Source organism: Sphingorhabdus sp. EL138 (assembly GCF_900258045.1).
GTDB lineage: Bacteria > Pseudomonadota > Alphaproteobacteria > Sphingomonadales > Sphingomonadaceae > Parasphingorhabdus.
The window spans coordinates 119,958-144,859 of record NZ_OGVD01000002.1; the positions used below are offsets into that span (position 1 = coordinate 119,958).

The 24,902-nt window shown below is 53.9% G+C and carries 23 protein-coding genes; 13 read left to right on the forward strand and 10 right to left on the reverse strand.

Annotated features, from left to right (window positions below):
- Positions 1–7: 7 nt before the first annotated feature.
- Positions 8–385, reverse strand: a complete 378-nt coding sequence (locus DK507_RS03990; protein ID WP_109355029.1) for a response regulator — start codon at positions 383–385, stop codon at positions 8–10.
- Positions 386–526: 141 nt separating this feature from the next.
- On the opposite strand from DK507_RS03990, the gene DK507_RS03995 reads away from it, so the two are divergent.
- Complete coding sequence (locus DK507_RS03995; protein WP_162558886.1) at positions 527–1,426, forward strand: N-formylglutamate amidohydrolase; 900 nt, start codon at positions 527–529, stop codon at positions 1,424–1,426.
- Between the two features lie 411 nt (positions 1,427–1,837).
- Here DK507_RS03995 and DK507_RS04000 read toward each other — a convergent pair whose 3' ends face one another.
- Complete coding sequence (locus DK507_RS04000) at positions 1,838–2,617, reverse strand: SapC family protein (protein WP_109355032.1); 780 nt, start codon at positions 2,615–2,617, stop codon at positions 1,838–1,840.
- Between the two features lie 51 nt (positions 2,618–2,668).
- The gene (locus DK507_RS04005) at positions 2,669–4,129 is read right to left on the reverse strand and encodes an FAD-binding oxidoreductase (protein ID WP_109355033.1); all 1,461 of its coding nucleotides are present in this window, start codon (positions 4,127–4,129) and stop codon (positions 2,669–2,671) included.
- A gap of 142 nt (positions 4,130–4,271) precedes the next feature.
- On the opposite strand from DK507_RS04005, the gene DK507_RS04010 reads away from it, so the two are divergent.
- The gene (locus tag DK507_RS04010; RefSeq protein WP_109355034.1) at positions 4,272–4,766 is read left to right on the forward strand and encodes a hypothetical protein; all 495 of its coding nucleotides are present in this window, start codon (positions 4,272–4,274) and stop codon (positions 4,764–4,766) included.
- 138 nt (positions 4,767–4,904) lie between these two features.
- Positions 4,905–6,260: a DEAD/DEAH box helicase gene (locus tag DK507_RS04015; protein WP_109355035.1), complete on the forward strand. Its 1,356-nt coding sequence runs from the start codon at positions 4,905–4,907 to the stop codon at positions 6,258–6,260.
- Between the two features lie 45 nt (positions 6,261–6,305).
- Here the strand turns inward: DK507_RS04015 and DK507_RS04020 are convergent, their stop codons facing one another.
- Complete coding sequence (locus DK507_RS04020; RefSeq protein WP_109355036.1) at positions 6,306–6,911, reverse strand: hypothetical protein; 606 nt, start codon at positions 6,909–6,911, stop codon at positions 6,306–6,308.
- A gap of 72 nt (positions 6,912–6,983) precedes the next feature.
- Positions 6,984–8,411, reverse strand: coding sequence for a sigma-54 dependent transcriptional regulator (locus tag DK507_RS04025; RefSeq protein WP_109355037.1), 1,428 nt, complete (start codon positions 8,409–8,411; stop codon positions 6,984–6,986).
- Between the two features lie 179 nt (positions 8,412–8,590).
- Between DK507_RS04025 and DK507_RS04030 the strand changes: the two genes are divergently transcribed.
- From DK507_RS04030 to DK507_RS04065, 8 genes are all read left to right on the forward strand, one after another.
- A complete protein-coding gene (locus DK507_RS04030; RefSeq protein WP_109355038.1) occupies positions 8,591–8,716 on the forward strand; it encodes an aa3-type cytochrome c oxidase subunit IV in 126 nt (41 codons plus the stop codon).
- A gap of 12 nt (positions 8,717–8,728) precedes the next feature.
- On the forward strand, positions 8,729–9,859 hold the full coding sequence (locus DK507_RS04035) for a Re/Si-specific NAD(P)(+) transhydrogenase subunit alpha (RefSeq protein ID WP_109355039.1): 1,131 nt from the start codon (positions 8,729–8,731) through the stop codon (positions 9,857–9,859).
- Between the two features lie 10 nt (positions 9,860–9,869).
- On the forward strand, positions 9,870–10,166 hold the full coding sequence (locus DK507_RS04040) for an NAD(P) transhydrogenase subunit alpha (protein ID WP_109355040.1): 297 nt from the start codon (positions 9,870–9,872) through the stop codon (positions 10,164–10,166).
- A gap of 62 nt (positions 10,167–10,228) precedes the next feature.
- Positions 10,229–11,650 (forward strand): NAD(P)(+) transhydrogenase (Re/Si-specific) subunit beta, encoded by a 1,422-nt coding sequence (locus tag DK507_RS04045; protein ID WP_109355512.1) that lies wholly within the window; start codon positions 10,229–10,231, stop codon positions 11,648–11,650.
- Positions 11,651–11,698: 48 nt separating this feature from the next.
- Positions 11,699–12,394, forward strand: a complete 696-nt coding sequence (locus DK507_RS04050; RefSeq protein ID WP_109355041.1) for an aspartate/glutamate racemase family protein — start codon at positions 11,699–11,701, stop codon at positions 12,392–12,394.
- Positions 12,395–12,419: 25 nt separating this feature from the next.
- Complete coding sequence (locus tag DK507_RS04055) at positions 12,420–12,986, forward strand: DUF1993 family protein (RefSeq protein WP_109355042.1); 567 nt, start codon at positions 12,420–12,422, stop codon at positions 12,984–12,986.
- 123 nt (positions 12,987–13,109) lie between these two features.
- Positions 13,110–14,303: a parallel beta-helix domain-containing protein gene (locus DK507_RS04060; protein WP_367889546.1), complete on the forward strand. Its 1,194-nt coding sequence runs from the start codon at positions 13,110–13,112 to the stop codon at positions 14,301–14,303.
- On the forward strand, positions 14,303–15,322 hold the full coding sequence (locus tag DK507_RS04065) for an SO2930 family diheme c-type cytochrome (protein ID WP_109355043.1): 1,020 nt from the start codon (positions 14,303–14,305) through the stop codon (positions 15,320–15,322). Before DK507_RS04060 ends, DK507_RS04065 begins: the two co-directional genes overlap by 1 nt.
- Positions 15,323–15,560: 238 nt before the next feature.
- Here DK507_RS04065 and DK507_RS04070 read toward each other — a convergent pair whose 3' ends face one another.
- Positions 15,561–15,989, reverse strand: a complete 429-nt coding sequence (locus tag DK507_RS04070) for a DUF2147 domain-containing protein (protein WP_109355044.1) — start codon at positions 15,987–15,989, stop codon at positions 15,561–15,563.
- Between the two features lie 30 nt (positions 15,990–16,019).
- Entirely contained in the window at positions 16,020–17,273 is a 1,254-nt protein-coding gene (locus DK507_RS04075; RefSeq protein WP_254054253.1) for a multidrug effflux MFS transporter, read from the reverse strand.
- Positions 17,274–17,372: 99 nt separating this feature from the next.
- On the opposite strand from DK507_RS04075, the gene DK507_RS04080 reads away from it, so the two are divergent.
- Both DK507_RS04080 and dinB read left to right on the forward strand, forming a co-directional pair.
- Entirely contained in the window at positions 17,373–18,947 is a 1,575-nt protein-coding gene (locus DK507_RS04080) for a hypothetical protein (protein WP_109355048.1), read from the forward strand.
- On the forward strand, positions 18,944–20,044 hold the full coding sequence (dinB, locus tag DK507_RS04085) for a DNA polymerase IV (protein ID WP_109355050.1): 1,101 nt from the start codon (positions 18,944–18,946) through the stop codon (positions 20,042–20,044). Before DK507_RS04080 ends, dinB begins: the two co-directional genes overlap by 4 nt.
- A 77-nt stretch (positions 20,045–20,121) precedes the next feature.
- Here the strand turns inward: dinB and DK507_RS04090 are convergent, their stop codons facing one another.
- The 3 genes from DK507_RS04090 to DK507_RS04100 all read right to left on the reverse strand — a co-directional run bounded on the left by DK507_RS04090 (position 20,122) and on the right by DK507_RS04100 (position 24,845).
- Entirely contained in the window at positions 20,122–22,398 is a 2,277-nt protein-coding gene (locus tag DK507_RS04090; RefSeq protein ID WP_109355051.1) for a TonB-dependent receptor, read from the reverse strand.
- A gap of 193 nt (positions 22,399–22,591) precedes the next feature.
- A complete protein-coding gene (locus DK507_RS04095; RefSeq protein ID WP_109355052.1) occupies positions 22,592–23,965 on the reverse strand; it encodes a glutamate--cysteine ligase in 1,374 nt (457 codons plus the stop codon).
- A 298-nt stretch (positions 23,966–24,263) separates the two neighbouring features.
- Positions 24,264–24,845 (reverse strand): YqaA family protein, encoded by a 582-nt coding sequence (locus DK507_RS04100; RefSeq protein WP_109355060.1) that lies wholly within the window; start codon positions 24,843–24,845, stop codon positions 24,264–24,266.
- Positions 24,846–24,902: the final 57 nt, after the last annotated feature.

Below are 24,902 nucleotides of genomic sequence, written 5' to 3' on the forward strand. Positions count from 1 at the left end.
GCAAGACTTAATTGAGTTCGCCGATACTATCGGGTTCAAATAGCCGTTGCACTTCCAGAACGAGATCCTTCAGGTGGAAAGGCTTAGACAGAATCTTGGCCTTTGGAACGGACTCCCCCGCACGCAGGGTAACGCCGGAAAAACCGGTAATAAACATCACCTGCGTGTCAGGCGATACCTTGGCGCAGTGTTGAGCAAGCTCGATCCCGTCCATTTCCGGCATGACGATATCGGTCAACAGAAGATCGAATTTTTCCGATTCAAGATGGGGAAGTGCCGCGGTCCCGCGGTCCACTGCAACTACCTCGTAGTTTGATTTCTGCAGCGCACGCGTAAGGTGATCACGCATTGCCTGTTCATCTTCCGCAAGGAGAATTTTAATCATGTGCCGGGCTATTCCCTGTGTATATCGTCCAAATATAAGGCGGCTTATATGCCGGGATTCGATTATAGGCGCAAATCCCTTAACATTTTGGTTCTGTTGACCCTATTTTTGGGATATTCGATATGGAACGAATGGAATCCTATGACAGATGGCATCACTGAAAGTTTGACAGACCCGCGCCTCCATGAGTTCCATGAGGAGCCTTTTTCGTCATATAATGTTGATGATATACAATTTCCGCTGCTGATCAGCGTTCCACATGCCGGACGTGTCTACCCAAAGGAAATATTGGATAACCTGGCGGTTCCCGCCTCCCATTTGCTGCGTCTGGAAGACCGTTACGCGGATCGCCTTGCCAGCGCGGCGATAACCCGGGGATTTGCAGCCATTATCGCTCACAAACCACGAGCATGGGTCGATTTGAACCGAGGACGGTCGGAAATTGATGCTGATATTGTCGACGGTCTATCACGCTCTCAATTGCCTATGCCGAGTCGAAAGGTGCGCGGCGGACTAGGCGTCGTCCCGAGTCGCTTGCATGGGATTGGTGGCTTGTGGCGGCGAAAATGGCAGTGGGATGACATTAATGGCCGGATGGACAGCTACCACGAGCCGTATCATCGCAGCATTACCGAGATATTGGACCGTATGCGTTTAAAATTTGGTGGAGCCATCTTGCTGGATTTACACAGTATGCCGCCGTTGGATGAAGAACAGGGTCGTGTTGATGTGGTCATTGGCGACCTTTTCGGTCGCAGTGCGGGCTCTCGCTACTCAGAGCTGTCCATGTCTTTCTTGCAACAATCAGGTATTAACGCTCGGCTTAACCACCCATATTCAGGCGGATATATCCTGGATCGGCACAGTGAGGTCGAAAGGGATGTGCATGCTCTTCAACTGGAAGTTGATCGTCAATGTTACCTGGATGAAGCTCTGCGGGAACCCGGTTCACAATTGCCGATGCTGAGCGAACATGTTGCGAACCTGGCTGCAAAGCTGGCTGACCAGATAGGGAGCCAGTTTTTGCTCGCTGCTGAGTAGGTGGTAGGTTTTTCGAAAAAAACCACCTCGCCGTTATGGCGAGGTGGCCAAGGTTCAGGGAGGTGGCATTCAAAGAATGCCTGTGCTGATCCAATCGGGGGATGTGGATCTGCACTATTGTTAATGTGGTCTCTTGTGTAACGAGTTGCAAGACCCAATCGCGAAATTATTGGTCCGATTCTGATCTATTGACAGACAGGGTTATCAAAAATGCCTGTTGGTACTCCGCCAGGCAGCATCCGGCAGAAAAACCAAATTGATCCAAAAATCATGCGTTGGAAGGGAGTCTAAGTGAAATGCGGCCGGACCGATATCCGCAATCATTAGGTCTCGGTGGCCCAGTGAAGCAATATTTCTGCGTTGATATATGCTTCACTGGGCCATGATGTCTGATGTTATTTGATTGATAATTTATACAGTGGGAGCCTCTGTCACCTGAGGTACTTTGCCGGCTTCTACTTGTTTTGCGAATACTTCCCGCATGATTTGCAACGAAAATAGATGTGCATATATCAGAGGTAGCATACCATTTTGGTTGATTTTTCTTAACTCATCGCCGCGCAATTCGCGCAACTTTTCTTCGTTGACCATCTGGAATCCACGATAAACGAACGGTTTTTCGACGCCTGTTTGTTGAATGGTAACTTCGCCGTCCATCAGCAGGTCCATTTTTTTCAGTTCGTCGACAAACTGCCCCGTACGTTGACCAGCCTGTTCAAACTGCTCGCAAAATTCCAAAATGCTTTTGGTTTTTTCGGTCGGCTGGTCTTTCTCAAATAGTGGGTCGCCGTCTTTATAGTCGCCAATTGCACCAGTCGTAGGATCGAAGCAGAGTGAAAGTTCATCAACATCTGGTTGCAGCTTGGCAAGCATGAATGGATAGCGCCTCACATAAGCCGGTACATAGGCAGTTTGATTAAAATGACCATCTTCACCCATGAACGTGTTTACGCCTTCATTAAGGCCCATCAGGATTAGGGGAACAGCATTATCGCCCACCGAGAAAACAATTGGATAATTGCGGCCTGCATTGGGAAATTCATCAACCGTCAGCGGTATCGCATGCTGTTCTTGCATGAATGACGCATCGTCCAGGCCTTTGACTTTCCAGTTGGAATGTTCTTTGGAGTTCAGTGGGACAAGGTCCTTGTAGAACATGGGAAGAGCTTGAGCTTGAGGCGCACTGGCCATAGGGAATTCTCCGAAATAAAATTTTCTAAATAATAATCTGCTGCGACGGCTTTAAGAGGCTGATGTGCCGGACGCAAGAGGAACTAGCTTGCCCGGATTCATTATGTTTTTGGGATCAATCGCGCTTTTAATCGCTCGCAGCACCAATATGCGGGCATCGCCGGACAATCGCTCAAGCTCATCACGTTTGGTCTGACCAATACCATGCTCAGCAGAAATCGAACCGCCCTCCGCTACAACAAGGTCATGTACCATCCGTGATATTGTTTGAGAGGATCGTTCCATCCATTGTGATCCATCCCGTCCGGCTTTGATTTCGGTTGGCGCTTTGACATGAAAATGCACGTTACCGTCGCCCATATGGCCAAAGGCAGCCACTTTTGTACCGGTATACGCTTCTTCAATCTGCGTACCCGCGGTGGTTATGAAGTCCGCCATCCGCGCGACGGGAACGCTGATATCATGTTGCAAAGCCGGACCGCTGGCGCGTTCTGCTTCTGAAATCGAATCGCGGATCTTCCAAAAGGCCTCGGCTTGGCTTTCGTTTGAGGCAATGGCTGCATCCTGGATCAGGCCTTGTTCCAAGGCTTCAGCCAGAAGTTTCTCCACCAGTTCGCGCGGATCGGTCGCCAGTTCCTGATCGCGGACAAATTCTATGAGCACATTCCATGATGCACTATCATTTAGTGGTGGGCGGGTATCCGGTATATGTTCAAGGACTGCATCCAGGCAGGTTTTCGGGACGATTTCAAATCCTTCCAGCGACTGGCCTTCTCGAGCGTTGAGAAATTTGAACAATGCATAGGCGGCTTGGGGAGAGGCAACGCCAGCCCATGCGACACAGCGATCGATCAGGGCTGGCACGGTCTTGAGGGTTGCAGCTGTTACAATGCCAAGCGTTCCTTCTCCGCCAATCAGGAGCTGTTTCAGATCATAACCACGATTGTCCTTTTTCAGGGGCGACAAGCCGTTATAAATGCTGCCATCGGGAAGCACCGCTTCCAAACCAGCCACCAGCGAACGCATCGCGCCATGACGCAAAACCTGAGTACCCCCGGCATTGGTTGAAACCAGGCCGCCGATGGTCGCCGACCCTTTGCCACCGAGTGTCAACGGGAAGCGTTGACCATGATCGTTCAAGGCTTCGTGTAAATTTTCCAGTATCAAACCGGCGTCACAGACTGTCAGTTGACCACCAGCATCAATATCACGGATCTTGTTCATCCGGCGCAGTGAAAGCAATATGGACTGTCCTGTCTTATCCGGCGTTGCACCGCCAACCATTCCACTATTGCCCCCCTGCGGAACAAGGGCAATCGCGTGAGCATTGGCGATTTTGGCAATTGCGGAAACTTCTTCGGTTGAGGCCGGGGAGATCAATGCCAACGCCTTGCCGGTATAGCGTCCTCGCCAATCGGTTAGCCAAGGCGCCATATCATCGGAAGCGCTCGTAAAACCCTTCGACCCGACAATTTCGGCCATACTATTTAACCAATCGGGTATTTCCGACATGATGCGCTCCAAGATGATGAGAAGGGATTTCTCGGCTATAGATGCTTTGCACTCAAACACCAATATGGCAGTAGAAAAGACAGTTCATCAATTGTTCAATCGCCGTTGTTATAGCCATGGTGATGATAACTAGGGGTTTCGGGTGAGTCTTTCACTTTTTGCATCACTGCTGCTGGCGACGCCGACCGCTTCAGAGCTGCCGATTACCGATACTCCGGGGACAGCCGAGGGCGTTTTTATTGGCCCGGCCGAATACAAATTGGCGCAGGTCCGTATCGAAAAGCGGGTAATCATCCGGGTACCGCGACGACGTGCACGTAGGTCTAACCCAGTGGCAGATTTTTCGCGAAGATCTGCCCCCGTGACCTATAAGGAGCAGAAAATCGGGAAATGTCTGCCGATGGACAATATCCTTGGAGTTCAGCGGTTTGGTGAGCGTTATCTGGATCTAGTTACAAAGGACCGTCAGCAGATACGGGCCCGGCTAAAGAAAAAATGCCAGGCACGCAGTTTTTACTCGGGTTTCTACATGGAAAAATCCGGTGACGGAAAAATCTGTGTTGACCGTGACATTTTGCATTCGCGAACCGGCACGAAATGCGAGATTGATAAGTTTCGATTGCTAGTACGCGAATGATCACCATTGCTGAGCATCGTCTGACCAATTGAAAACGCTAGACAGCTTGACAAAAGCAGCGTTTCGCACCATCCCCCCGAACAGCTTTGACAGGCTTGTTGATCGTGCGTCTATGCACTGTAATTTTCCGGAAACACTATGAAATTTGCCGACCTCGGCCTCTCTGATGAATTGTTAAAAGCTGTAGCTGATGCAGGCTATGATGAGCCGACGCCCATTCAGGCACAGGCCATTCCGCCCGTCCTGATGATGAAGGACATTATCGGGATTGCACAGACCGGTACCGGTAAAACAGCAAGTTTCGTGCTTCCGATGATCGATATCTTGGCCCACGGTCGTTCCCGGGCGCGAATGCCGAGGTCGCTGATCCTCGAGCCAACCCGAGAATTGGCGGCGCAGGTTGCGGAGAATTTTGAGAAATATGGCAAGAACCACAATCTTAGCATGGCGCTGCTCATCGGCGGAGTCTCGATGGGCGATCAGGTCAAGGCTTTGGAAAAAGGTGTGGACGTCCTGATCGCCACTCCTGGTCGATTGATGGATTTGTTTGAACGCGGACGGATTTTGATGTCCGGTTGTGAATTGCTGGTCATTGATGAAGCGGACCGCATGCTCGACATGGGTTTCATTCCGGATATCGAACAAATTTGTTCGAAATTGCCATCCACGCGGCAGACAATGCTCTTTTCTGCCACGATGCCGCCACCGATCAAGAAATTGTCCGATCAGTTTCTCAATAATCCCAAGTCTGTTGAAGTGTCACGGCCTGCAACAGCCAACACGTCGATTGATCAATCGATTATCAATGTCGCGCCAAAGGCAAAGCGCAAGCTGCTCTATGGTATATTGGACAATGAAGGTGTCGATACTGCGATAATCTTTTGTAATCGCAAAACCGAAGTTCGCGATCTTTGTCAGCAGATGCGCAAAGATGGATTTGATGCCGGTCAGATACACGGCGACATGGATCAAAGTTCACGCCTTGCCGAACTGGAACGCTTCAAGTCCGGTGAAATCAACATATTATGTGCATCCGATGTTGCCGCGCGCGGCTTGGATATAAAGGGTGTCAGCCATGTAGTGAACTACGACATCCCTTGGCATCCCGATGATTATGTTCACCGGATCGGCCGAACTGGACGAGCTGGAGCCACTGGCATCGCAATCACATTTGTTACCAAGCGCGACGATGAGCATGTCGATAGCATAGAGAAGTTGACTGGAATTAAAATACCCGTGCGGGACAGTAAGTCGGTCAAGCCGGAAAAAAAGCAGAGCAGCAAGACATCATCGCCGGATAAACCAAAAGGCGACAAGCCCAAAAAACAGCATGCGGATGATAAGGCTGGAGAAGCCAAAAAGCGTCCGTCCAAATCGTCCGAAAAGTCGGCGAAACCGGCAAAAGAGCAGCCAAAGCCTGAGGCGATCGATGAGGAAGAAGATGGCTGGAACGGACCGGTTCCAGGGTTTCTGGACGCTAAGCTGAATCGTTAAACCAGCCTAAACGGCTTTTGAAAAATTCGGCTGGTTATATATCCGCTATTGCAGCGCTAGGCTGTCCAATATCTGTGTGGCAAGTGGATCAAGAGTTTCGGCACTATCAACCGGATAGCTGACGGCAGCTTGGATCATGGTACCATCAGGTTTGCGCAGGATACGCTGAGCCGTTTTGCTGCCTTCCTCGATAATGCCGGATGCGCGATATTCATTTTCATTGACATAGTCACCGGTCACGCTTTCACCGGCGTCTTCCAGCACCTTAACAGCGGCGGCCAAATCGGCATCTTCGCGATTTTCTATCCAGCCGGCGGTTACCGTCGCATTGGATGCGCTGTCCACAAACACTTGCCCATTGTCGTCACTGGCTTCTTCATCAACGGTCCAGTTTTTCGGAACCATGATGGAAAAACCGCGCAGCGCATTGGAATAGCTTGTCATTTCAGCACTATCTACAACAGGAGCGGCGCCATCTGCGTTGGCAGCGGCCTCTTCATCGCGAATGGCTTTGCTAGCCGCATCAGCCTGCTGCGCCAGTTCCTCACTGGATGGCACGTCACCGACGGCCTCCTGTTTTCCACAAGAGGACAGAAGCAAGGCCGCTGATATGGCCGCACTGATCGGAGCTAAGATTCGGTCGTTTGTCATGTTCGCTAGACTTAGGGAGTGCGGCGTTAAACATCAACTGGGAAGATCAAGTGGTTGGATCAAACAGTCAGATCAGGCCGCGTTGTCGATTCCCAGATCCGCCAGTTTGCGGTAGAGAGTAGAGCGGCCAATGCCGAGACGGCGTGCGACCTCGGTCATGCGTCCACGATAGTGACCGATAGCCAGACGAATGACATCGGCTTCGATTTCTTCCAGCGGGCGTAAATTGCCGTCTTCAGAATATAATGTAACCCCAATGCCTTCCGGGCTGCTCGGCATCGGCGGATGTGTATCACCGGAATCGGCAACAAAAGATGCAATCTGCGGAAACTCGTCGCAGGTGAGCGCATCACGATCGCACATGACGGCGGCCCGAAACAAAACACTTTGCAATTGGCGAACATTACCCGGCCATTGATAGCTGCGCAGCAAATTCAATGCTTCATCGGTAATGCCGAGGCTGCGAAGCCCGGGCTGCAGCGCCAGCCGAGTCAGAAAATGCCGTGCAAGAGCCGGGATATCCCCGGTCCGGTCCCGCAAAGGCGGGATGGTAAGCTGTACCACATTCAGTCGGTAATAGAGGTCCTCGCGGAAGCGCTCTTTCTTAACTTCCTGGTCCAGTGAACGATTGGTGGCGGCGATGACGCGAACATCAATCTGGAAACTGTTCGGGCTCCCCAGGGGCTGAATCTCGGAAGATTTGAGAAAGCGTAGAAGGCGAACCTGCGTTTCCGGAGGCAGCCGGTCAACCTCATCAAGGAAAATCGTGCCGCCTTCTCCCTGTTGCAGAAGGCCGATTTTGCGGTCAAAGGCCCCGGTAAAGGCGCCTTTTTCATGACCGAACAGAATCGAATCGAGCAGATTGCCGATGATTGCGCCGCAATTGACTTTCAAAAATGGCTGCTTGGAGCGCGGGCTTGCGGCGTGAATGGCGTCGGCAATGACTTCCTTGCCTACGCCGCCTTCGCCTTCAATCAGCACAGGTACCCGGGCACGGGCCGCTTTTGCCGCTATCGCAAGGGCCGCGCGGAAGGCCGGTGCCGCTCCGACAATTTCTTCAAATTCCAGCGGTGCCGTGATTTTTTCACTAAGCGGCTGCAACTCACCGGCTTCCTTTGAGCTTTCCACAGCGGTGGTCAAAGCCTGCAACATCTGTTCCGGAGCAACCGGCTTGATCAGATAGTCGGTCGCGCCGGCGCGAACGGCATCAACGGCTTCTGTCACCGAGCCAACGGCGGTCAGCATTAATATGGGCAGCGCAGGGCGGCGCGATTTCAGTTCGGTAATCAGCTCGGTAGCCTCTGATCCCGGTGCCCAATGGTCCAGGATAATGGCGTCCAGCATCATGCCATCTTGTGTTCCCAGTGTAGCAATTGCGGTTTCGGCGTCGCGCGCAAAGATCGTGCGATAACCCGCGCGCGATGCAAGAGCCGAAATTAGCCGGCATTGCGCCGGTTCATCATCAATTAGCATCAGCAATTTCGTGCCGTTTTGAGCCATTTTTACCCTATATGTGCCAGAATGGATCACTTCTGTAGCAACGAGGGGTAAAGACCGGATTAAGACCTGCTGATATTTTCTATCACTCTTATTAGGATAAATCGGCTTACGGGGCCTTGAGCCATACGATATATATGGTTAGAGCAGCGACAATCTTTATTCGAATATTTGGAGGAACCATGGCTTCTGATAACAATATGAAATCGGCGGAAGAAACATATGGCCGCTTTCTCTCATGGCTAAAGATCGGAACGATCATCACGACCTTGGTGACGATATTGGTCATCATTCTCATTGTCAGCTGATTGGAATAATCCTTGAAAATTGCGGTATTGAAAGAACTCGCCGACGGTGAGCAGCGGGTTAGTGCTTCCCCGGAAACGGTAAAGAAGTTTACGGGACTGGGCGCCACTATGGCGGTCGAAAAAGGGGCCGGTGTTTCCGCCTCGATTGCGGATTCGGATTATGAAGCTGCCGGTGCCAGCGTCGGCACCCGGGCAGCAGTGCTGAAAGATGCCGACATTGTTCTGGGCGTGCAGGGGCCGGATCCCAAATCGCTCAAGGGAATGAAAAAGGGCGCATGGCTGGTTGCCAGCCTCAATCCCTTTGGAGAGCGCAAACGGGTCGATGAATATGCAGGGCTGGGCATTGATGCCCTGGCAATGGAGTTCATGCCGCGGATTACCCGTGCGCAGTCGATGGATATCCTCTCTTCGCAATCAAACTTGTCTGGCTACAAGGCTGTGATTGAAGCTGCGTCCCACTATGGCCGTGCCTTTCCGATGATGATGACGGCAGCGGGCACGGTGTCTGCTGCGAAATGTTTTGTCATGGGTGTCGGCGTTGCCGGCCTGCAGGCTATTGCGACAGCGCGGCGTCTTGGCGCTCAGGTATCGGCAACGGATGTTCGGGCTGCGACCAAAGAGCAGATTCAATCACTCGGCGCTAAACCCATTTTTGTCGAAGATGTCGCCGGTATCGAAGGCGAAGGCACTGGCGGTTATGCGACCGAAATGAGCGAGGAATATCAAAAGGCGCAAGCTGAACTGGTGTCCAAGCATATCGCCAAGCAGGATATTGTAATTACCACCGCACTCATCCCCGGTCGTCCGGCACCGCGGCTGATCAGCGATGCGCAGATTGCGACGATGCGTACAGGCAGCGTGATCGTCGATCTGGCCGCTGAGCAAGGCGGCAATGTCGAAGGCGCTGTCGCGGGCAAAGTTGTAGAGAAGCATGGCGTCAAGATTTACGGCGCGAACAACATGCCATCGACTATGGCGGCGGATAGCTCCGCATTGTTTGCCCGTAACCTCTATAATTTCCTCAGTGCCTATTGGGATGAAGAGGCCAAACGGCCTGTGCTGCCCGATGATGATGAAGTGACGGTGGGCATCCGGCTGACCAAAGACGGCAAAGTTGTGAACGAGCGCCTTCTGGCGAGCTAAGGGCAGAAAAATGGACTTTATATCAATTCTCTCAATCTTCGTATTGGCCTGTTTTGTGGGCTATTATGTCGTCTGGTCGGTGACGCCGGCGCTGCATACGCCGCTGATGGCGGTGACCAATGCGATTAGCTCGGTGATCATTGTCGGCGCCCTTATTGCGGCAGCTGCGGGCTCGCAGGCTGATGGCGGTCAGACAGCGAAATGGCTTGGCCTTGTCGGTGTTGTTCTGGCCAGCGTGAACATATTTGGCGGCTTTGCCGTGACCGAGCGCATGCTCGCAATGTACAAGAAAAAGGAGCGCAAATAATGCGCGGATTATTGGGGCCAACTATCGGGGGCGCAGCGGCGCTATTCTTTGCCACGCCAGCAATGGCGGCATCCGGCGAAGCGGTTAATCCATGGGTCGCGGTGGCCTACCTTATCTCCGGTGTTTTGTTCATTCTGGCTCTGCGCGGGCTCTCATCGCCCGAATCCAGTCGGCGCGGCAATCGTTTCGGCATGATTGGTATGCTGATCGCTGTGGTCACGACTTTGGTCACGCATGATATAGCCAGCTTGCCGGAAATCGGCGTTGCCATTGCCATTGGTGGCGCGATCGGTTTCGTGATCGCCCGGCGCATTCCGATGACCGATATGCCGCAGCTTGTTGCGGCCTTTCACAGCCTTGTCGGTATGGCTGCGGTGCTGGTCGGTATTGCCGCTTATCTCAACCCGGGCGCCTTTGACATATTGGACGCGGCTGGTGAGATACTGGTCGTCAGTCGGGTCGAACTCGGTCTGGGCGTTGCCATTGGTGCGATTACCTTCTCCGGTTCGGTTATCGCTTTCCTGAAATTGAACGGGAATATGTCCGGTGCGCCAATCATGCTGCCCGGCCGCCATGTGATCAATCTCGGTGTGCTGGCCGGCATTATCGGTTTGACCGCCTATTTCGCGGTTCTGCCCACTGCCGAAACAGCTATGATCTTCTGGACTATTGTGGCGCTGGCCTTTGTCATCGGTTTCCTCCTGATCATCCCGATTGGCGGCGCGGATATGCCGGTCGTCGTGTCGATGCTCAACAGCTATTCCGGCTGGGCCGCAGCAGCCATGGGCTTTACGCTGGGCAACACCGCAATGATCATCACTGGCGCGCTCGTGGGCTCGTCCGGTGCGATCCTGTCCTACATCATGTGCAAGGCGATGAACCGCAGCTTCATAAGCGTGATAGCTGGCGGCTTTGGTGCCGACAGCGGGCCATCCGAAGGGGCCGAGAAGATTGATCGTCCGTGGAAACGCGGCAGCGCCGAAGATGCGGCGTACATGATGAAGCAGGCGGAAAATGTCATCATCGTGCCCGGTTATGGCATGGCGGTGGCGCAGGCGCAGCATGCGCTTCGCGAAATGGGTGACATGCTCAAAGAAGAGGGCGTCAGCGTCAAATATGCCATTCACCCGGTCGCAGGCCGGATGCCCGGGCATATGAACGTGCTGCTTGCCGAAGCCAACGTGCCTTATGACGAGGTGTTTGAGCTGGAAGATATTAACAGCGAATTTGCGCAGGCCGATGTCGCCTTTGTCATTGGTGCCAATGACGTGGTGAACCCGGCGGCGAAGACCGACAAGGGCTCGCCCATTTATGGCATGCCGGTTTTCGATGTTGATAAGGCGAAGACAATCTTCTTCATCAAGCGCTCCATGGGCGGGGTCGGCTATGCCGGCGTGGACAATGAGGTATTTTACATGGATCAGACCATGATGCTGTTGTCCGATGCCAAGAAAATGTGCGAAGATATCGTCAAATCGCTTTAGCAGGATATGATTCCGGCAAAGCGGACAACTTTGTCAGGGAAGATATTGATGCGTAAAATTGGTCTGATAGGCGGTATGTCCTGGGTTTCGACCGAGAGCTATTATCGCCGAATCAACAGCGAAGTGCAGCGCAAGCTGGGCGGCTTTGCCAGTGCGCATTTGTTGATTGAGAGCGTGAACTTTAATGACTATGCGCGTCTTCAGTCGGATGATGACTGGGATGCGGCCGCCGGCTTGATGACACGCTCCGCCAAGCGGCTGGAGCAATCCGGTGCGACGGCCATCCTGATCTGTTCCAACGCCATGCACAAGATATACGAACAGGTTGCGCCAGAAGTGGGCGTGCCGATCCTGCATATCGCCGATTGCGTCGGTGACCAGATGGTTGCAGATGGAGTGAAGACGGCCACTCTGCTTGGCACCCGCAACGTGATGACCGAAGGTTTTTACCGCAAACGATTGGTCGGAAAGGGCATCACCCTGACCCCGCCGGACGAGGACCGGGTCGAGGAGATTGAGCGGATCATTTACGAGGAGCTGATGTTCAGCAAGGTGAAGCGCGATTCCGAGCGGACATTGAAAACCTTCATCACCAATATCGCCAAACAGGAAGTGGAAGCGATTGTAATCGGCTGTACTGAACTGGACCTGATCATCGATACCAAGGCGAATATCCTGCCGATTTACGACAGCACCGAAATCCATGCGGATGCCGCAGTGGACTGGATTTTAGCGGAGCAATAGCGGTTCGATATTGAAAGAAAAGCTCATGTCATTAACGAAGCTCCTCGTCCCGACCTATATGCAAATGCTCAAATCACTCTCGGGCTGGTTGACGAAAGCGCAGGCACAAATGCCGGAGGCTGATGCGGAGGCCTTGCTGTCCGCGCGTCTGGCACCAGACATGTTTCCGCTTTCGACTCAGGTTCGCTTTGTCTGCGTGCAGGCGCAGGAAGGAATATACCGGCTTCGGGGAGAGGCTTTCCCGGACTCTCTTGATGATCTTGTGAACGAGGGCCGGAATGGTGTTGAACAGCCCGGCTCACTTTCGGATGCGCAGGCCCGGATTGATGAAACGCTTGCCTTGCTGGACGGCCTTTCTTCTGACGCGCTGGATGGAGACCCGGGCAGACCCGTCGCTCATGAATTGCCCAACGGTATGATCTTCGACTTGACTGCAGAGCAATATGCTCGCGACTGGGCGCTGGTTCAGTTTTATTTCCACCTGATGACCGCATATGCCATATTGCGCAGCGAGAAAGTCGAACTCGGCAAGGTGGACTACATACCGCATATGTTTGCTTATCTGCGTCCCGGGACGATGCCTGAAGGTTGATCGTTAGGCAGCTAGAGAAAAGAAAACAGCTTAGAACGGACGAGCTCTATTACTAACAGTCTTGTCAATGCTATTGGCAAGGGAATAAAATTGCGTCATTATCCCCCTTAAATGGGAGAGAAAATGATGATCCGGACGTTACTAGCCGCCACAGCTTTGTGCTGCACTATGCCAGCGCTGGCCAAAACCATTACAGTTGAGGCGGGCGCCGATGCGCAGGAACGGCTTCAGGAAGCGCTTATTCTCGCACAGCCAGGCGATGTAGTTGAGCTGGGCGCGGGGACATTTGAACTGACCGATGGTCTATCGCTCGATGTCAACAAAGTCACCGTTCGCGGTGCCGGAATGGACAAGAGTATTCTCAATTTCGCGGGGCAGCTTGGAGCGGGCGAGGGCCTGCTGGTCACTTCCGATGATGTCGTTTTGCGCGATTTCGCGGTTGAGGACAGCAAGGGTGATGGCATCAAATCCAAAGGGGCGGACCGGATCGTCTATCACGCGGTTCGCGTGGAATGGACCGGCGGTCCGAAAGCCAGCAACGGTGCTTATGGAATCTATCCGGTGGAGGCGAGTGATATCCTCGTGCAGGACAGTGTCGTGCGCGGTGCTTCTGATGCCGGCATCTATGTCGGACAATCGAAAAACATCATCGTCCGCCGCAACACCGCGATTGAAAATGTCGCCGGTATCGAGATTGAGAATAGCTTTGACGCCGAAGTCACCGAAAATCTGGTGACCGAAAATACCGGCGGTATATTGGTGTTTGACTTGCCGAATTTACCTCAAATGGGCGGGCACAATGTGCTGGTCGCGCGCAATGCAATCATCAATAACAACACCGACAATTTTGCACCCGAAGGTAATATCGTTGCCAGTGTTCCGGCCGGTACCGGCGTGATGGTAATGGCTAATCGAAATGTGCAAGTTGTTGAAAATGCCATGATTAACAATGGCACCAGCAACGTGATGGTGGTGGCCTACACGCAGGGCTTTGATGACCCCAATTATGATCCGACCCCGCGAGATGTCTATATCGCGGACAATGTCTACGGCCGGGCGGGGTTTGCGCCTGATTTCGATGGCGGTCAGCAGCTGGCGGCGGCATTTGGCGGTGCATTGCCAGGGGTTTTTTACGATGGACTCGGGAAGGGGCTTGTCGTCAATGATCCGGTGCCGGTGCTTAATCTTGGCCTGACGAAAGTTGGGCAATCGCCAACCGAGGCCAAGCCATCGCTCCACAACCAAAAAGGCGCGAGTGAAGCCGTGGCCCTGTCACCAATCGTCTTGCCGGCTTCGATGGAGGCGGCGCTCAAATAATGCGCACTTTTCTCGCTGCCACTGCTCTTTGTGTTGCCGGTTTCGCGGTCAGCGCCGCGCCGACTGCACCGGTCGCGCCAGTGGATGATGCGGTGATCACATCGGCGGGCATGCCCAAGAAACTGTCAGACTTTGGCTTTTTCAAAGATGCGGCGGGATGGCAGCCGAACAATGGCGTAGAGCTTTATCTGCTCAACAGCCCCTTGTTCACTGACTATGCCGAGAAATATCGCTATATTTATATCCCTGCAGGTGAAAAGGCAGTTGCTAGCGATGATGGTGTCGTTAAGTTTCCCGTCGGTTCCGCTTTGATCAAAAGTTTCGGCTATAAAATTGATGGCAAGGACAGGTTGCTTGAAACCCGTCTGCTGCTTCACCGTGCCGATGGCTGGATTGCTTTGCCCTATGTCTGGAATGCAGAACAGACTGAGGCTACGCTGAAAGTGGCAGGCAAGCGCATACCGGTAAGCTTCACAGACCCTTCCGGGAATAAGCGCGATATTAGCTATGCTGTACCGAACAAAAACCAGTGCAAGGAATGTCATTCTTTGTCAGGAGCGGTCGTTCCGATCGGGCCGAAAATGCGCAACTTGCCGCATGATACGTTGGACATGTTGCTCAGTAATGCGATGCTCGAAAAAACCGCTGGCGATCATCCGCCCATACCGGATTATGCCGATGACGGCATGCCATTGGAAAGTCGGGCGCGGGCCTATCTCGATATTAACTGTGCGCATTGCCACAACCGCGAGGGATCGGCGAGCAATTCGGGTTTGTTCCTGACCTATGAAGAGGAAGCACAGGTCCATCTGGGTGTTGGCAAGCGCCCGGTTGCCGCAGGGCGCGGCAGCGGTGGATTTGAATTCGCGATTGCACCGGGCGAGCCGGATCAGAGTATCATGATGCACCGGCTCAAAAGTCTGGAGCCCGGTGTGGCGATGCCGGAAGTTGGCCGGTCTTTGGTGCATGAAGAAGGCGCGGCCTTGCTTGGCGAGTGGATCGCGGCGATGGAAGAATGACGTTCGGTTTGGTTCTTTAATAACCTCAAGCGCCGGGCGCGGGCATCCGCTCGCTTGGCTACGCGCCACAAGGCGCGGCGGCCAGTCGGCCTTGCCTCGCTGCGCTCGGACGATGCTCTGAAAGTGGCACCAGCCCGACGCATAGCGTCGGCAAGCGCGACCGCGCGCCCGAGCTTATGCGAGGAAAGCCAAGGGCACGGATGTGCCCGCCCGGCGCCTGAGGTCAAAAAAAGAATCCCTATTTCGCCCGGGTCCAGTTCTGTCCCTGGCAGAAAAAGGCGATACAGCCCTTCACTTTCAGCTTTGACGGGGACCGCAGGCTCACTTCGGAGCGATAGCTTTTCCCGGTTTTGGGATCATAAATCCGCCCACGCCAGACTTTGCCGTCCAGTTTGAAACCGGATAGCACCGCTATACCCAGCAATTTACGGCTGCGCAGTTTCTTATTCGGATTGTTGATATCTTTCTGGTCCACGCCATTGGGCGGTGTGACGAGATATTTATGTAACCGTCCACAGACCGTGTTACCGCATTTACCGATCTTGACGATTGCATCGCCGTCTTGCGTTACCCAATTGCCATTTATCGAGCCAGAGGCCAGTGCTGGTGTTGTCATCAACAGTCCACCAATCAACATAGCGGCCTTTGCAATCTGAGACTGTTTCATGTGGTCCTGCCCTATATGTTTCTAAGATATCTATTCTTTCGGCGATAGTGGCTCTTTGGTTACAACTGCCTGAACACGCCGGAATAACTGCCCTTTTTCTGCCCATAAGACAAACAGAAATGAAGCGCAGCCGCAAAGGAAAAATCCGATGACCAAAGGCAATGTGGATCCGTCAAATTGAAGTCCAATGGCCGCACCAATTGCGGCCGATATCAGGGACCGTGTGAAATTCTGGAAGGACGACGCCACGCCAGCACTTTTGCCGAAGGGTTGCATCGCAATGGCACTGAAATTCGCGCCGGTAAAGCCAACCATACCCATAGAAGCGGCCAACAGAGCAACAAACAGCGGCAGGGTAAGCCATCCCGACAGCGTGACAGCCAAATGGATGATCGCCACGAAGATGAAGAACAGAAGCGCCGCTTGCGATACGCGGCGCGCGCCAAATCGCATCACGATCCGGCTATTTATGAAATTGCCGAAAGCCATGGCAATGGCGTTGATGGCAAAGATAAAAACGAAAATATCGGCTGCATCAAATGTATCGGAAAATATCTGCTGGGCTGATGCGATAAAGGCGAATAGCGGAGCCATCATAAGGCCGCTGGCCAGAACGTGACCAACAGCGTTGCGATGCAGGATCACGCTCTTCCAGGCGCTTGTTACCGACGCCATGTTGATCAGCGTTTTGTCCTCGGGTCTAAGCGTTTCTGGCAAGCGGATCAGCACCCATATCAATGCCAATGCGCCAAAGGATGACAGGACAATGAAAATCACCTGCCAGGGCGCGAAAACCAGCACGAGCTGGCCCAACATGGGCGCCATGACCGGTACCACCATGAATACCATCATGATTGTCGACATGGTTCGGGCCATTGCATCGCCCTCATAACGATCGCGAATGATGCTGTTTGCGAGAACCCCCATGGCAGAGGCGGCCAGACCCTGAACAAAGCGCGCACCAAGCAAGAGGTTATAATTCTCACTGAATGCACAGAGAATACCGAAGCCGACATAAATGGTGATAGTCCCCAAAAGTACCGGTTTTCGCCCGTAGCGATCAGCCAGTGAGCCGTAGAGGATCGATCCGATCGCCATGCCATAAATATAGGACGTGACAATCCATTGCCGGTCATTCGCGCCGGTCAGGCCAAAATCGTCCGAAATCAGGCCGAGTGCCGGCAGCATGATGTCGATAGCCAAGGCATTGAGCGACATCAGGCTGGCCATCATGATGACCAGCTCAAGGCGCCCCATTGGAAAAGGAAGAGATTTGTTACTCACTGGCGGGCTATGGCAACTATTATTCATCGTGGCTATAGGTGAAAATGCTATAGTGATTGGCCGATACGCGAACAGGGAGTTTTGGGGATCGTGAAGTACATGAAGATGTGGCTTTGGGGCATGATGATGGCTCTGCCGTTCATGACCAACCCCGCCGCCGCGCAATTGCCAATACCACCGATTCCCGGCTGCCAATATGCCTATGGCAATATCTACGGCAGCGCCGATGGCAAAGCCGCAGGCGAAGCGATGAAAACCTATGACGGCACGACAATCACTTCGCCGGAGCAGCTGGCGGACTATTCCGAGGCTGCGGGCGACAAAACCATCCTGATCGAAGGAGGCAATTTTTCGGGCTGGGATTTTACCGGTGTTGAATTGTCCAACATCTGTTTTGTGGAGAGTGACCTGCGCCGCACGGACTGGACCGGGGTGAAGGCGCCCGGCGTTGGTTTCATCAAATCAAATTTGGACGCCGCCGGAATGATCGGCGCAAATATGCAGGATATCCTGATCCGCAGCAGTATTTTTTCTCGGGTCGATGCCAAAGCGGTTGATTGGAGCAGCGGTAAACTGGATGGCGGTTGGGACGGCGATGTCGAGGGGCTCAATCTGGACGGCGCCAACCTGACCGGGTTCAAATTTGATTGCGGGATTACAGTTATCGATGGCTGCCCGATAGGACGCAACGGTATTAGTGCGCAGGTCACAAATCTCGCCTTTTCCGACTGGAGCAGCTTTGGCTTTTATGATGCTAATCTGACTGGCGTGGTATTGAACCAGACAATCATCAGCCCCCGCCAGTTCACCCAATTTCAGGATGCCCGCCTGATGGGACCAGTTTTCATATCCGGCGGCGATGAGAAGGTCATGGTGCTGCCCGAAACCTGGGCGGTGCTAATGGCTTCGGCATTGGCAGCACAGGAAAATGACGCGCCATCTTTCGATTGCCGCAGGGCAAGGACTGATGTTGAGAAGGAAATCTGCGGCGAATATAACAGCACCATGCGCTTCTATGACCGGCAAGTTGCGGCACTTTACAAAGAAGTGCTCAAACGGGATCGCAGCGTGAAAGTCAGTCAGAAAGCCTGGCTGAAACAGCGGGATGCTTGCGGACTGGAACAATATCCAACCGACTGTCTGCGCCGCACCTATGATCAGCGTGTCGGCCATTTGATCGGGCTTATGGGAGAGCAGGATTGGCTTAAGCTTGGTGAAGCAGCCTTGTTTTTGGAAGATGTTCTTCCGCTCACCGACGATATCAAACAGTCACCAAGCTACCCACAACTGACGCCGATATTGGTCGGCGAAGCACGTGCGAGCCTGTTGGTTAAACGCAGCATGGACGGCAGTCTGGAAGCTTATGGCGATGCCATTGGTGCCAATGCCCATATTTGCGGGCTCAGGGTAAAGGATCTGCGCTTTGATCCGGCGACCGGCTGGTACAGCATAAAGCAGGAAAAAGACGGTGTGACGCGCAACTTTCCGGTAATGCGCTATCATGACGGGCGCATGGAAATCTACAGAAACGGGCAGCTGCGCGGTGATGAGGATGGTCCGATGATGGACTATGTCAGCTGCGGCGCGCGGGCGAGCTTTCCGCCCATGGTCCGGATGGCAGTGCCCGCCGCGGTTATGGAGCGATACCGCGAGGCCGCCGAAACCGAACGATGACGCAACAGATCGGCATCCGGAAAATCATCCATATCGATATGGATGCGTTTTTTGCCAGCGTCGAACAGCGCGATCATCCCGAATTGCGCGGCAAACCGGTTGCGGTCGGTGGATCGGCCGCGCGCGGCGTCGTTGCGGCTGCGAGCTATGAAGCGCGGCAATTTGGTGTGCGCTCGGCCATGCCGTCCGTGACCGCGAAACGGCGCTGCCCCGACTTGATTTTCGTCAAGCATCGCTTTGATGTCTATCGCGAGGTGTCGCGGCAGATCCGCGAGATATTCCGCATGCATAGTGATCTGGTGGAGCCGCTATCGCTCGACGAGGCCTATATCGATGTGACGCAAGACAAGATGGGGATCGGCAACGCCACCCGCATCGCCGAGATGATCCGCGCCGAGATCAAGAAACAGACGCAGTTGACTGCGAGCGCGGGCGTAAGCTACAATAAGTTCATCGCCAAAATCGCGTCCGACCAGAACAAACCCGATGGTATGTGTGTCATCAAGCCGCATCAGGGCGCAGATTTCGTCGCGCAATTGCCGGTGCGGAGGTTTTTTGGCGTGGGCCCCAAAACTGCGGAACGCATGTCCAAGCTGGGCATCCTTACGGGCGCAGATTTGCGCGCCCAGTCGGAGGATTTTCTGCGCCAGCATTTTGGTAAGTCGGCCGGTTATCTGTTCCGTGCCTCTCGCGGCGTCGACCACCGTGAGGTTAAACCTAACCGCATCCGTAAATCGGTTGGCGGCGAACGCACCTATGGCAGCGATCTGGTGAGCGACACCGATCTGGAAGAAGCGATGGAGAAGATTATCGACATTGTCTGGAACAGTATCGAGAAATCCGGATCGCGCGGCCGGACGGTGACGCTAAAGGCGAAATATGCCGATTTCCGGCAGATTACCCGGTCCAAATCGCTCGACCGCAATGTCGAAGGCAAGGCGGAGTTTGCCGATATTGGCCGCGAATTGCTGGCCAGCATCATGCCGGTGGAAAATGGCGTGCGGCTATTGGGCCTAACGCTCGCGAATCTGGAAGGGGTTGATGAAGCGGAAGGCGAGCCCGCTGAGGAGGAGGGGCAGGCCGCCTTTGAGTTTTAGAGAAGAGCATGTAGCCCCATGCCCGTCATCCTGGCCGGTTCTGGCCAGCCAAGATGACGGGGCAATTGGAAGCCTGCTTAGAACTTCGTGCCTATCTCAAGACCATATATACGCGGCTGATTTACAAATGTGGTTAGATTGTTGAAATCGATGCCGCCCACAGCTGACTCATCACCGGTTATGTTCCGTACAAATCCGGCAATGTCTATCTTGCCGTTTCCTGTGCGATAGCCAACGCGCAGCCCTCCTTCGAGCAGACTGTCATCGCTAAACTCAACGGATTCGTACAGGAAGAAGTTGATCTTCGAACGGTAATACCAATCAGTAAAGGCATAAAGCTCGCCGCTGCCAAGCGGGATATTATAGCCAGCGGTCCAGTTAACCGTCCAGCGAGGCGATTGCGGCAAAGTGTTACCATCTATCGAGAAAATGCCAGGGCTGCCCGCAACGGCAGGATCCAGAACCGTACAAGGCGCGCCGCAGCCAGCTACCGCCAGATCATCGTCCTTGATCTCATTTTCATTATAGCCAACACCAACGGTGAAAGTCAGATTTTCCACCGGGCGCGCTTCCAATTCGGCTTCAAAGCCATAGCCTTCGACGTCATCAGCGTTCAGCAGAGTGGTAAAGTTTGAACCACCACCAACAGCCGTTAGCTGCAGATCTTCGGTATTGTAATAATAGCCGGTCAGGTTGAACCGGGCGCGGCCATCCAGGAAGGTCGTTTTGATGCCTGCTTCATAAGACATGGTGCGCTCGTCCGTGGCGGTCGACAGTGTGCGGCCAAAGGCCAGACGACCCTGGATTGCAGGTGCACGATAGCCGCGGGCTGCGCGGGCAAAAATATTGATGTCCGGGCTGACTTCATAGAGTGCGCTCAAATCCCAGGTCAGCAAGTTTGCATCCACGCTGGTACGCTGGAACGGAACAGGTCCGCCAAAACCAAGGAAGCCAGGCCGCGTATCCAGCGTCCGCCCAGCTACAAAATCGCGCTGATCATCGTTATAACGCAGGCCGCCTTGCAGTTTCAGACCATTGTCGAACGCGTAAAATACCGATCCGAAGATGCCGAAGGCTTCGCTGACCTGTCGCTGGCGGGCAATCGCTGCGGGAGTAACGTCCTGCGGGGCTCCGAAATCGAGCGTCGTAATGTCGAGGCGCTCGTTGAAATAAAAGCCACCAAACTGATAACCAAGACCTTCGTCATTGTTTGAAGCAACGCGGATTTCTTGTGTATATTGGTTGAGGCTGGGAACATCATCCTGCGTCTGGGCCGAGAAGGGTATGGAACCTGGCCCGCCTGGGGGGGTGAATGGCAAATCGTTGCTAAAGCCGCCATCAATATCGCCGCGGCTCTGCAAATCACCTTCCCAATAAGACGTAACCGAGGTCAGCGTAACCGGTCCGAAATCATATTCGACTGTCAGCCCGAGGTTGTAGTTATTCAGCTTCTGAAAGTTTATACCGTCCGAACGGGTTAAATCGCGTTCGAATTCTGTTCCGGGTCCACCGAGACCGATCAGGTCGTTGCTGCCAGTTGCGACGCTGTTGGCACGAAAAACGATAGCGGAACCGTCCATTGTGCGGACTTGCCCAACCAATCTTGCGGTGAGCGGGCCATCTTCATATTGCAGCTGCAGACGGGCAGCAACGTCGTCATATCCGCCCAGATCATTGCCAGGACCATTGTCGACATTGTCGATCCAGTCATCGCGATGCTGATAAAGCGCCGATAGCCGGACGGAGAAGCCATTGTCGTCAGCAACACCGGCCGCGCCCTCAACCTGATATGTACCCAAACGCGCTATACTGACCTTAGCATAGCCACCAGTTTCGCCGGGTTTCACCGTATCGAATTTCACAATGCCAGCGGGCGTATTACGACCAAATAATGTGCCTTGCGGACCACGCAATACTTCAATCCGGTCCAGATCGAATACCGGGAAACCTTTGAGGATTGGGTTTTCCAGCACGACGTCATCATAGACGAGGCTAACCGGCTGTGACGCGTTGAGATCAAAATCGGTGTTGCCGAGGCCGCGAATGAAAAAACGCGGGAAGGTCCGGCCGAAAGAGCTTTCGATGTTAAGGTTTGGAACGCGGCCAGCCAGGCTGCGAATATCGTTGCCACCAGATTGCACGGCGTTCAGGGCATCGTTGCTCAATGTAGAAACAGACAGCGGTACATCCTGAATATTCTCTTCGCGCCGCTGTGCGGTCACGACGATTGTACCGAGCTGATCATCGTCAACGCCAGCTTCATCCTGAGCAAGAACAGGTTGCGATAGACCGCCTGCGAGCAGGGCTCCAGCAAGGGCGAAACGAGAAATAGCTGATACAGATATGCGGCGCATGACGATTATCTCCGGCAATGGCGTTGGTAATGGACTCGGAGAGCTTCCCTGTTCTCCGCGCCGCAACCCCTGACCATCATGGCCGTAACGGTCAAGTTTATGGCTGTGTTAATGGACGGAATCGTAAGGAATCCAGCGCAACTGTTGCAATTGCGTTACAAAAGCGTTGTTGGAACGGGTGTTTCGACCGGCTTTAGAAACTCATCTCGTCATAAATGTGCGACAAATCGCCATTCCACTCGCCATGATAGCGATCAAGCAGTTGAGCAGCTGGTGATTTGCCCTTGGCGACCACATCGCGCAGCGGATCGAGAAAACCGCTTTCATTGTCACCGCTGGTATTCAGGCGGCCCCGTGCGGTAAGGCCGGCGGAAGCAATATCGAGAATTTCCCCGGCCAGATCGAGCAGCTTGCCGCCATTGGGCAGCGGGGCGCTCAACCCCTGTTTTGGAACCGCGTTGCGCAAGGCTTCACGTTCTTCCATGCTCCAGCCCTTGACCCGGTCCCAGGCCGCATCAAGCGCAGTCTGGTCATAGAGCAGACCGACCCAGAAAGCGGGCAGGGCACAGATACGGTTCCATGGTCCGCCATCGGCGCCGCGCATTTCGAGGAAGCTTTTCAGGCGCACTTCGGGGAAGGCCGTGGACAGATGGTCATTCCAATCAGCCATGGTCGGTTTCTCACCGGGCAGGACGGACAATTCGCCCTTCAGGAAATCGCGGAAACTGAGCCCCGCCGCATTGATATATTTGCCGTCGCGAAAGACGAAATACATCGGCACGTCGAGCATATATTCGGCATAGCGTTCATAGCCAAAGCCCTCTTCAAATACGAAGGGCAGCATGCCGGTGCGGTGCGGATCGGTGTCCGACCAGATATGGCTGCGGAAGCTTTCAAAACCATTGGGCTTGTTTTCGGTGAACGGCGAATTGGCGAACAGCGCGGTGGCGAGCGGTTGCAGGGCCAGACCGACACGGAATTTCTGCGCCATGTCGGCTTCGCTGGCATAGTCAAGATTGACCTGGATCGTGCAGGTGCGCAGCATCATGTCGAGGCCGAGATTGCCGACGGTCGGCATATGGTTCAGCATGATGCCGTAACGCCCCTTGGGCATGATCGGCAGCTCGGCGCGGGTCTTGTCCGGCCACATGCCCATGCCAAGGAAACCCTTGCCGGTTTTTTCGCCTATGGCTTTGACTTGCTGCAAATGGCGCCCGGTTTCGTTGCAGGTCTCGTGCAGATTTTCAAGCGGTGCACCGGAAAGTTCTAGCTGCCCGGCTGGCTCCAGGCTGACCGTTCCGTCGTCCCCGGCCATGGCAATGACCTTTCCGTTTTCCTCAACCGGCTTCCAGCCAAATTCCTGCAGAGCGAGCAGCAGGTCCTTGATCCCGCCAGGCTCGTCATAGCTGGGCGCGTGATGGTCGTTGGTACAATAGACGAATTTCTCATGCTCGGTACCAATGCGCCACTGGTCTTTTGGCTTCTCGCCGCCTTGCATCGGTTCGATAAGCTGGCTGAAATCCTCGATCACAGGATCGTTGCTATTTGAAACTTGTCTCGTGCTCATCATTTGCGTTTAGGCAAGTGTCCGAAATATCGCTAGAAATATTTTATTCGGGCGGGAGGAGTCTTTATTTAACCTCAGGCGCCGGGCGCGGGCATCCGCCCGCTTGGCTACGCGCCATAAGGCGCGGCGGCCGGTCGGCCTTGCCTCGCTACACTCGGACGATGCTCTTTAGGTTTAACCAGTTAAATCTGTCACCAGTCCGACGCATAGCGTCGGCAAGCGCGACCGCGCGCCCGAGCTTATGCGAGGAAAGCCAAGCGGGCGGATGCCCGCGCCCGGCGCCTGAGGCTCAAAAAAATTACAGCAGCCACTTGACCGCAACAAAGCCGCCAACGAACAATATCCCGCCGAGCGTTGTCGCCAGCGCAAAATTCTTGTCGATCCATTCTTTCATCGGTGCGCCAAACTGGGCAAGCAGAACAGCAACAAGGAAGAAGCGAGCGGATCGCGCAATAATGGCTGCAAAGATAAGGATATAGAGCGGCATGGAAGTGCTGCCCGCAGCTATAGTGATCACCTTGAACGGCAATGGCGTAAACCCGGCGAGCAGGACGACAATCCAGCCTTGCTCGTTAAAATTCTGGGCAAACAGGTCGAATTTGTCAGTCACGCCGTAAAATTCAAGGATTGCAATACCAACAGTTTCGAACAGGAAAAAGCCGATCGCATAGCCAAGCAAAGCGCCCAACACCGACGAAACGGTACAGATGAAAGCATACCAATAGGCGCGTTTCGGCTTGGCCAAACACATCGGCGCAAGCATGACATCGGGCGGAATGGGGAAGAAGCTCGACTCTGCAAAGCTGATCCCCGCAAGCCACTTGGTCGCTTGTGGATGACCGGCCTTGTCGAGCATCCATTCGTAAAGGCGTTTGAGCATTCTTATTGGCCCTCAAGCGCCGGGCGCGGGCATCCGCCCGCTTGGCTTTCCTCGCAT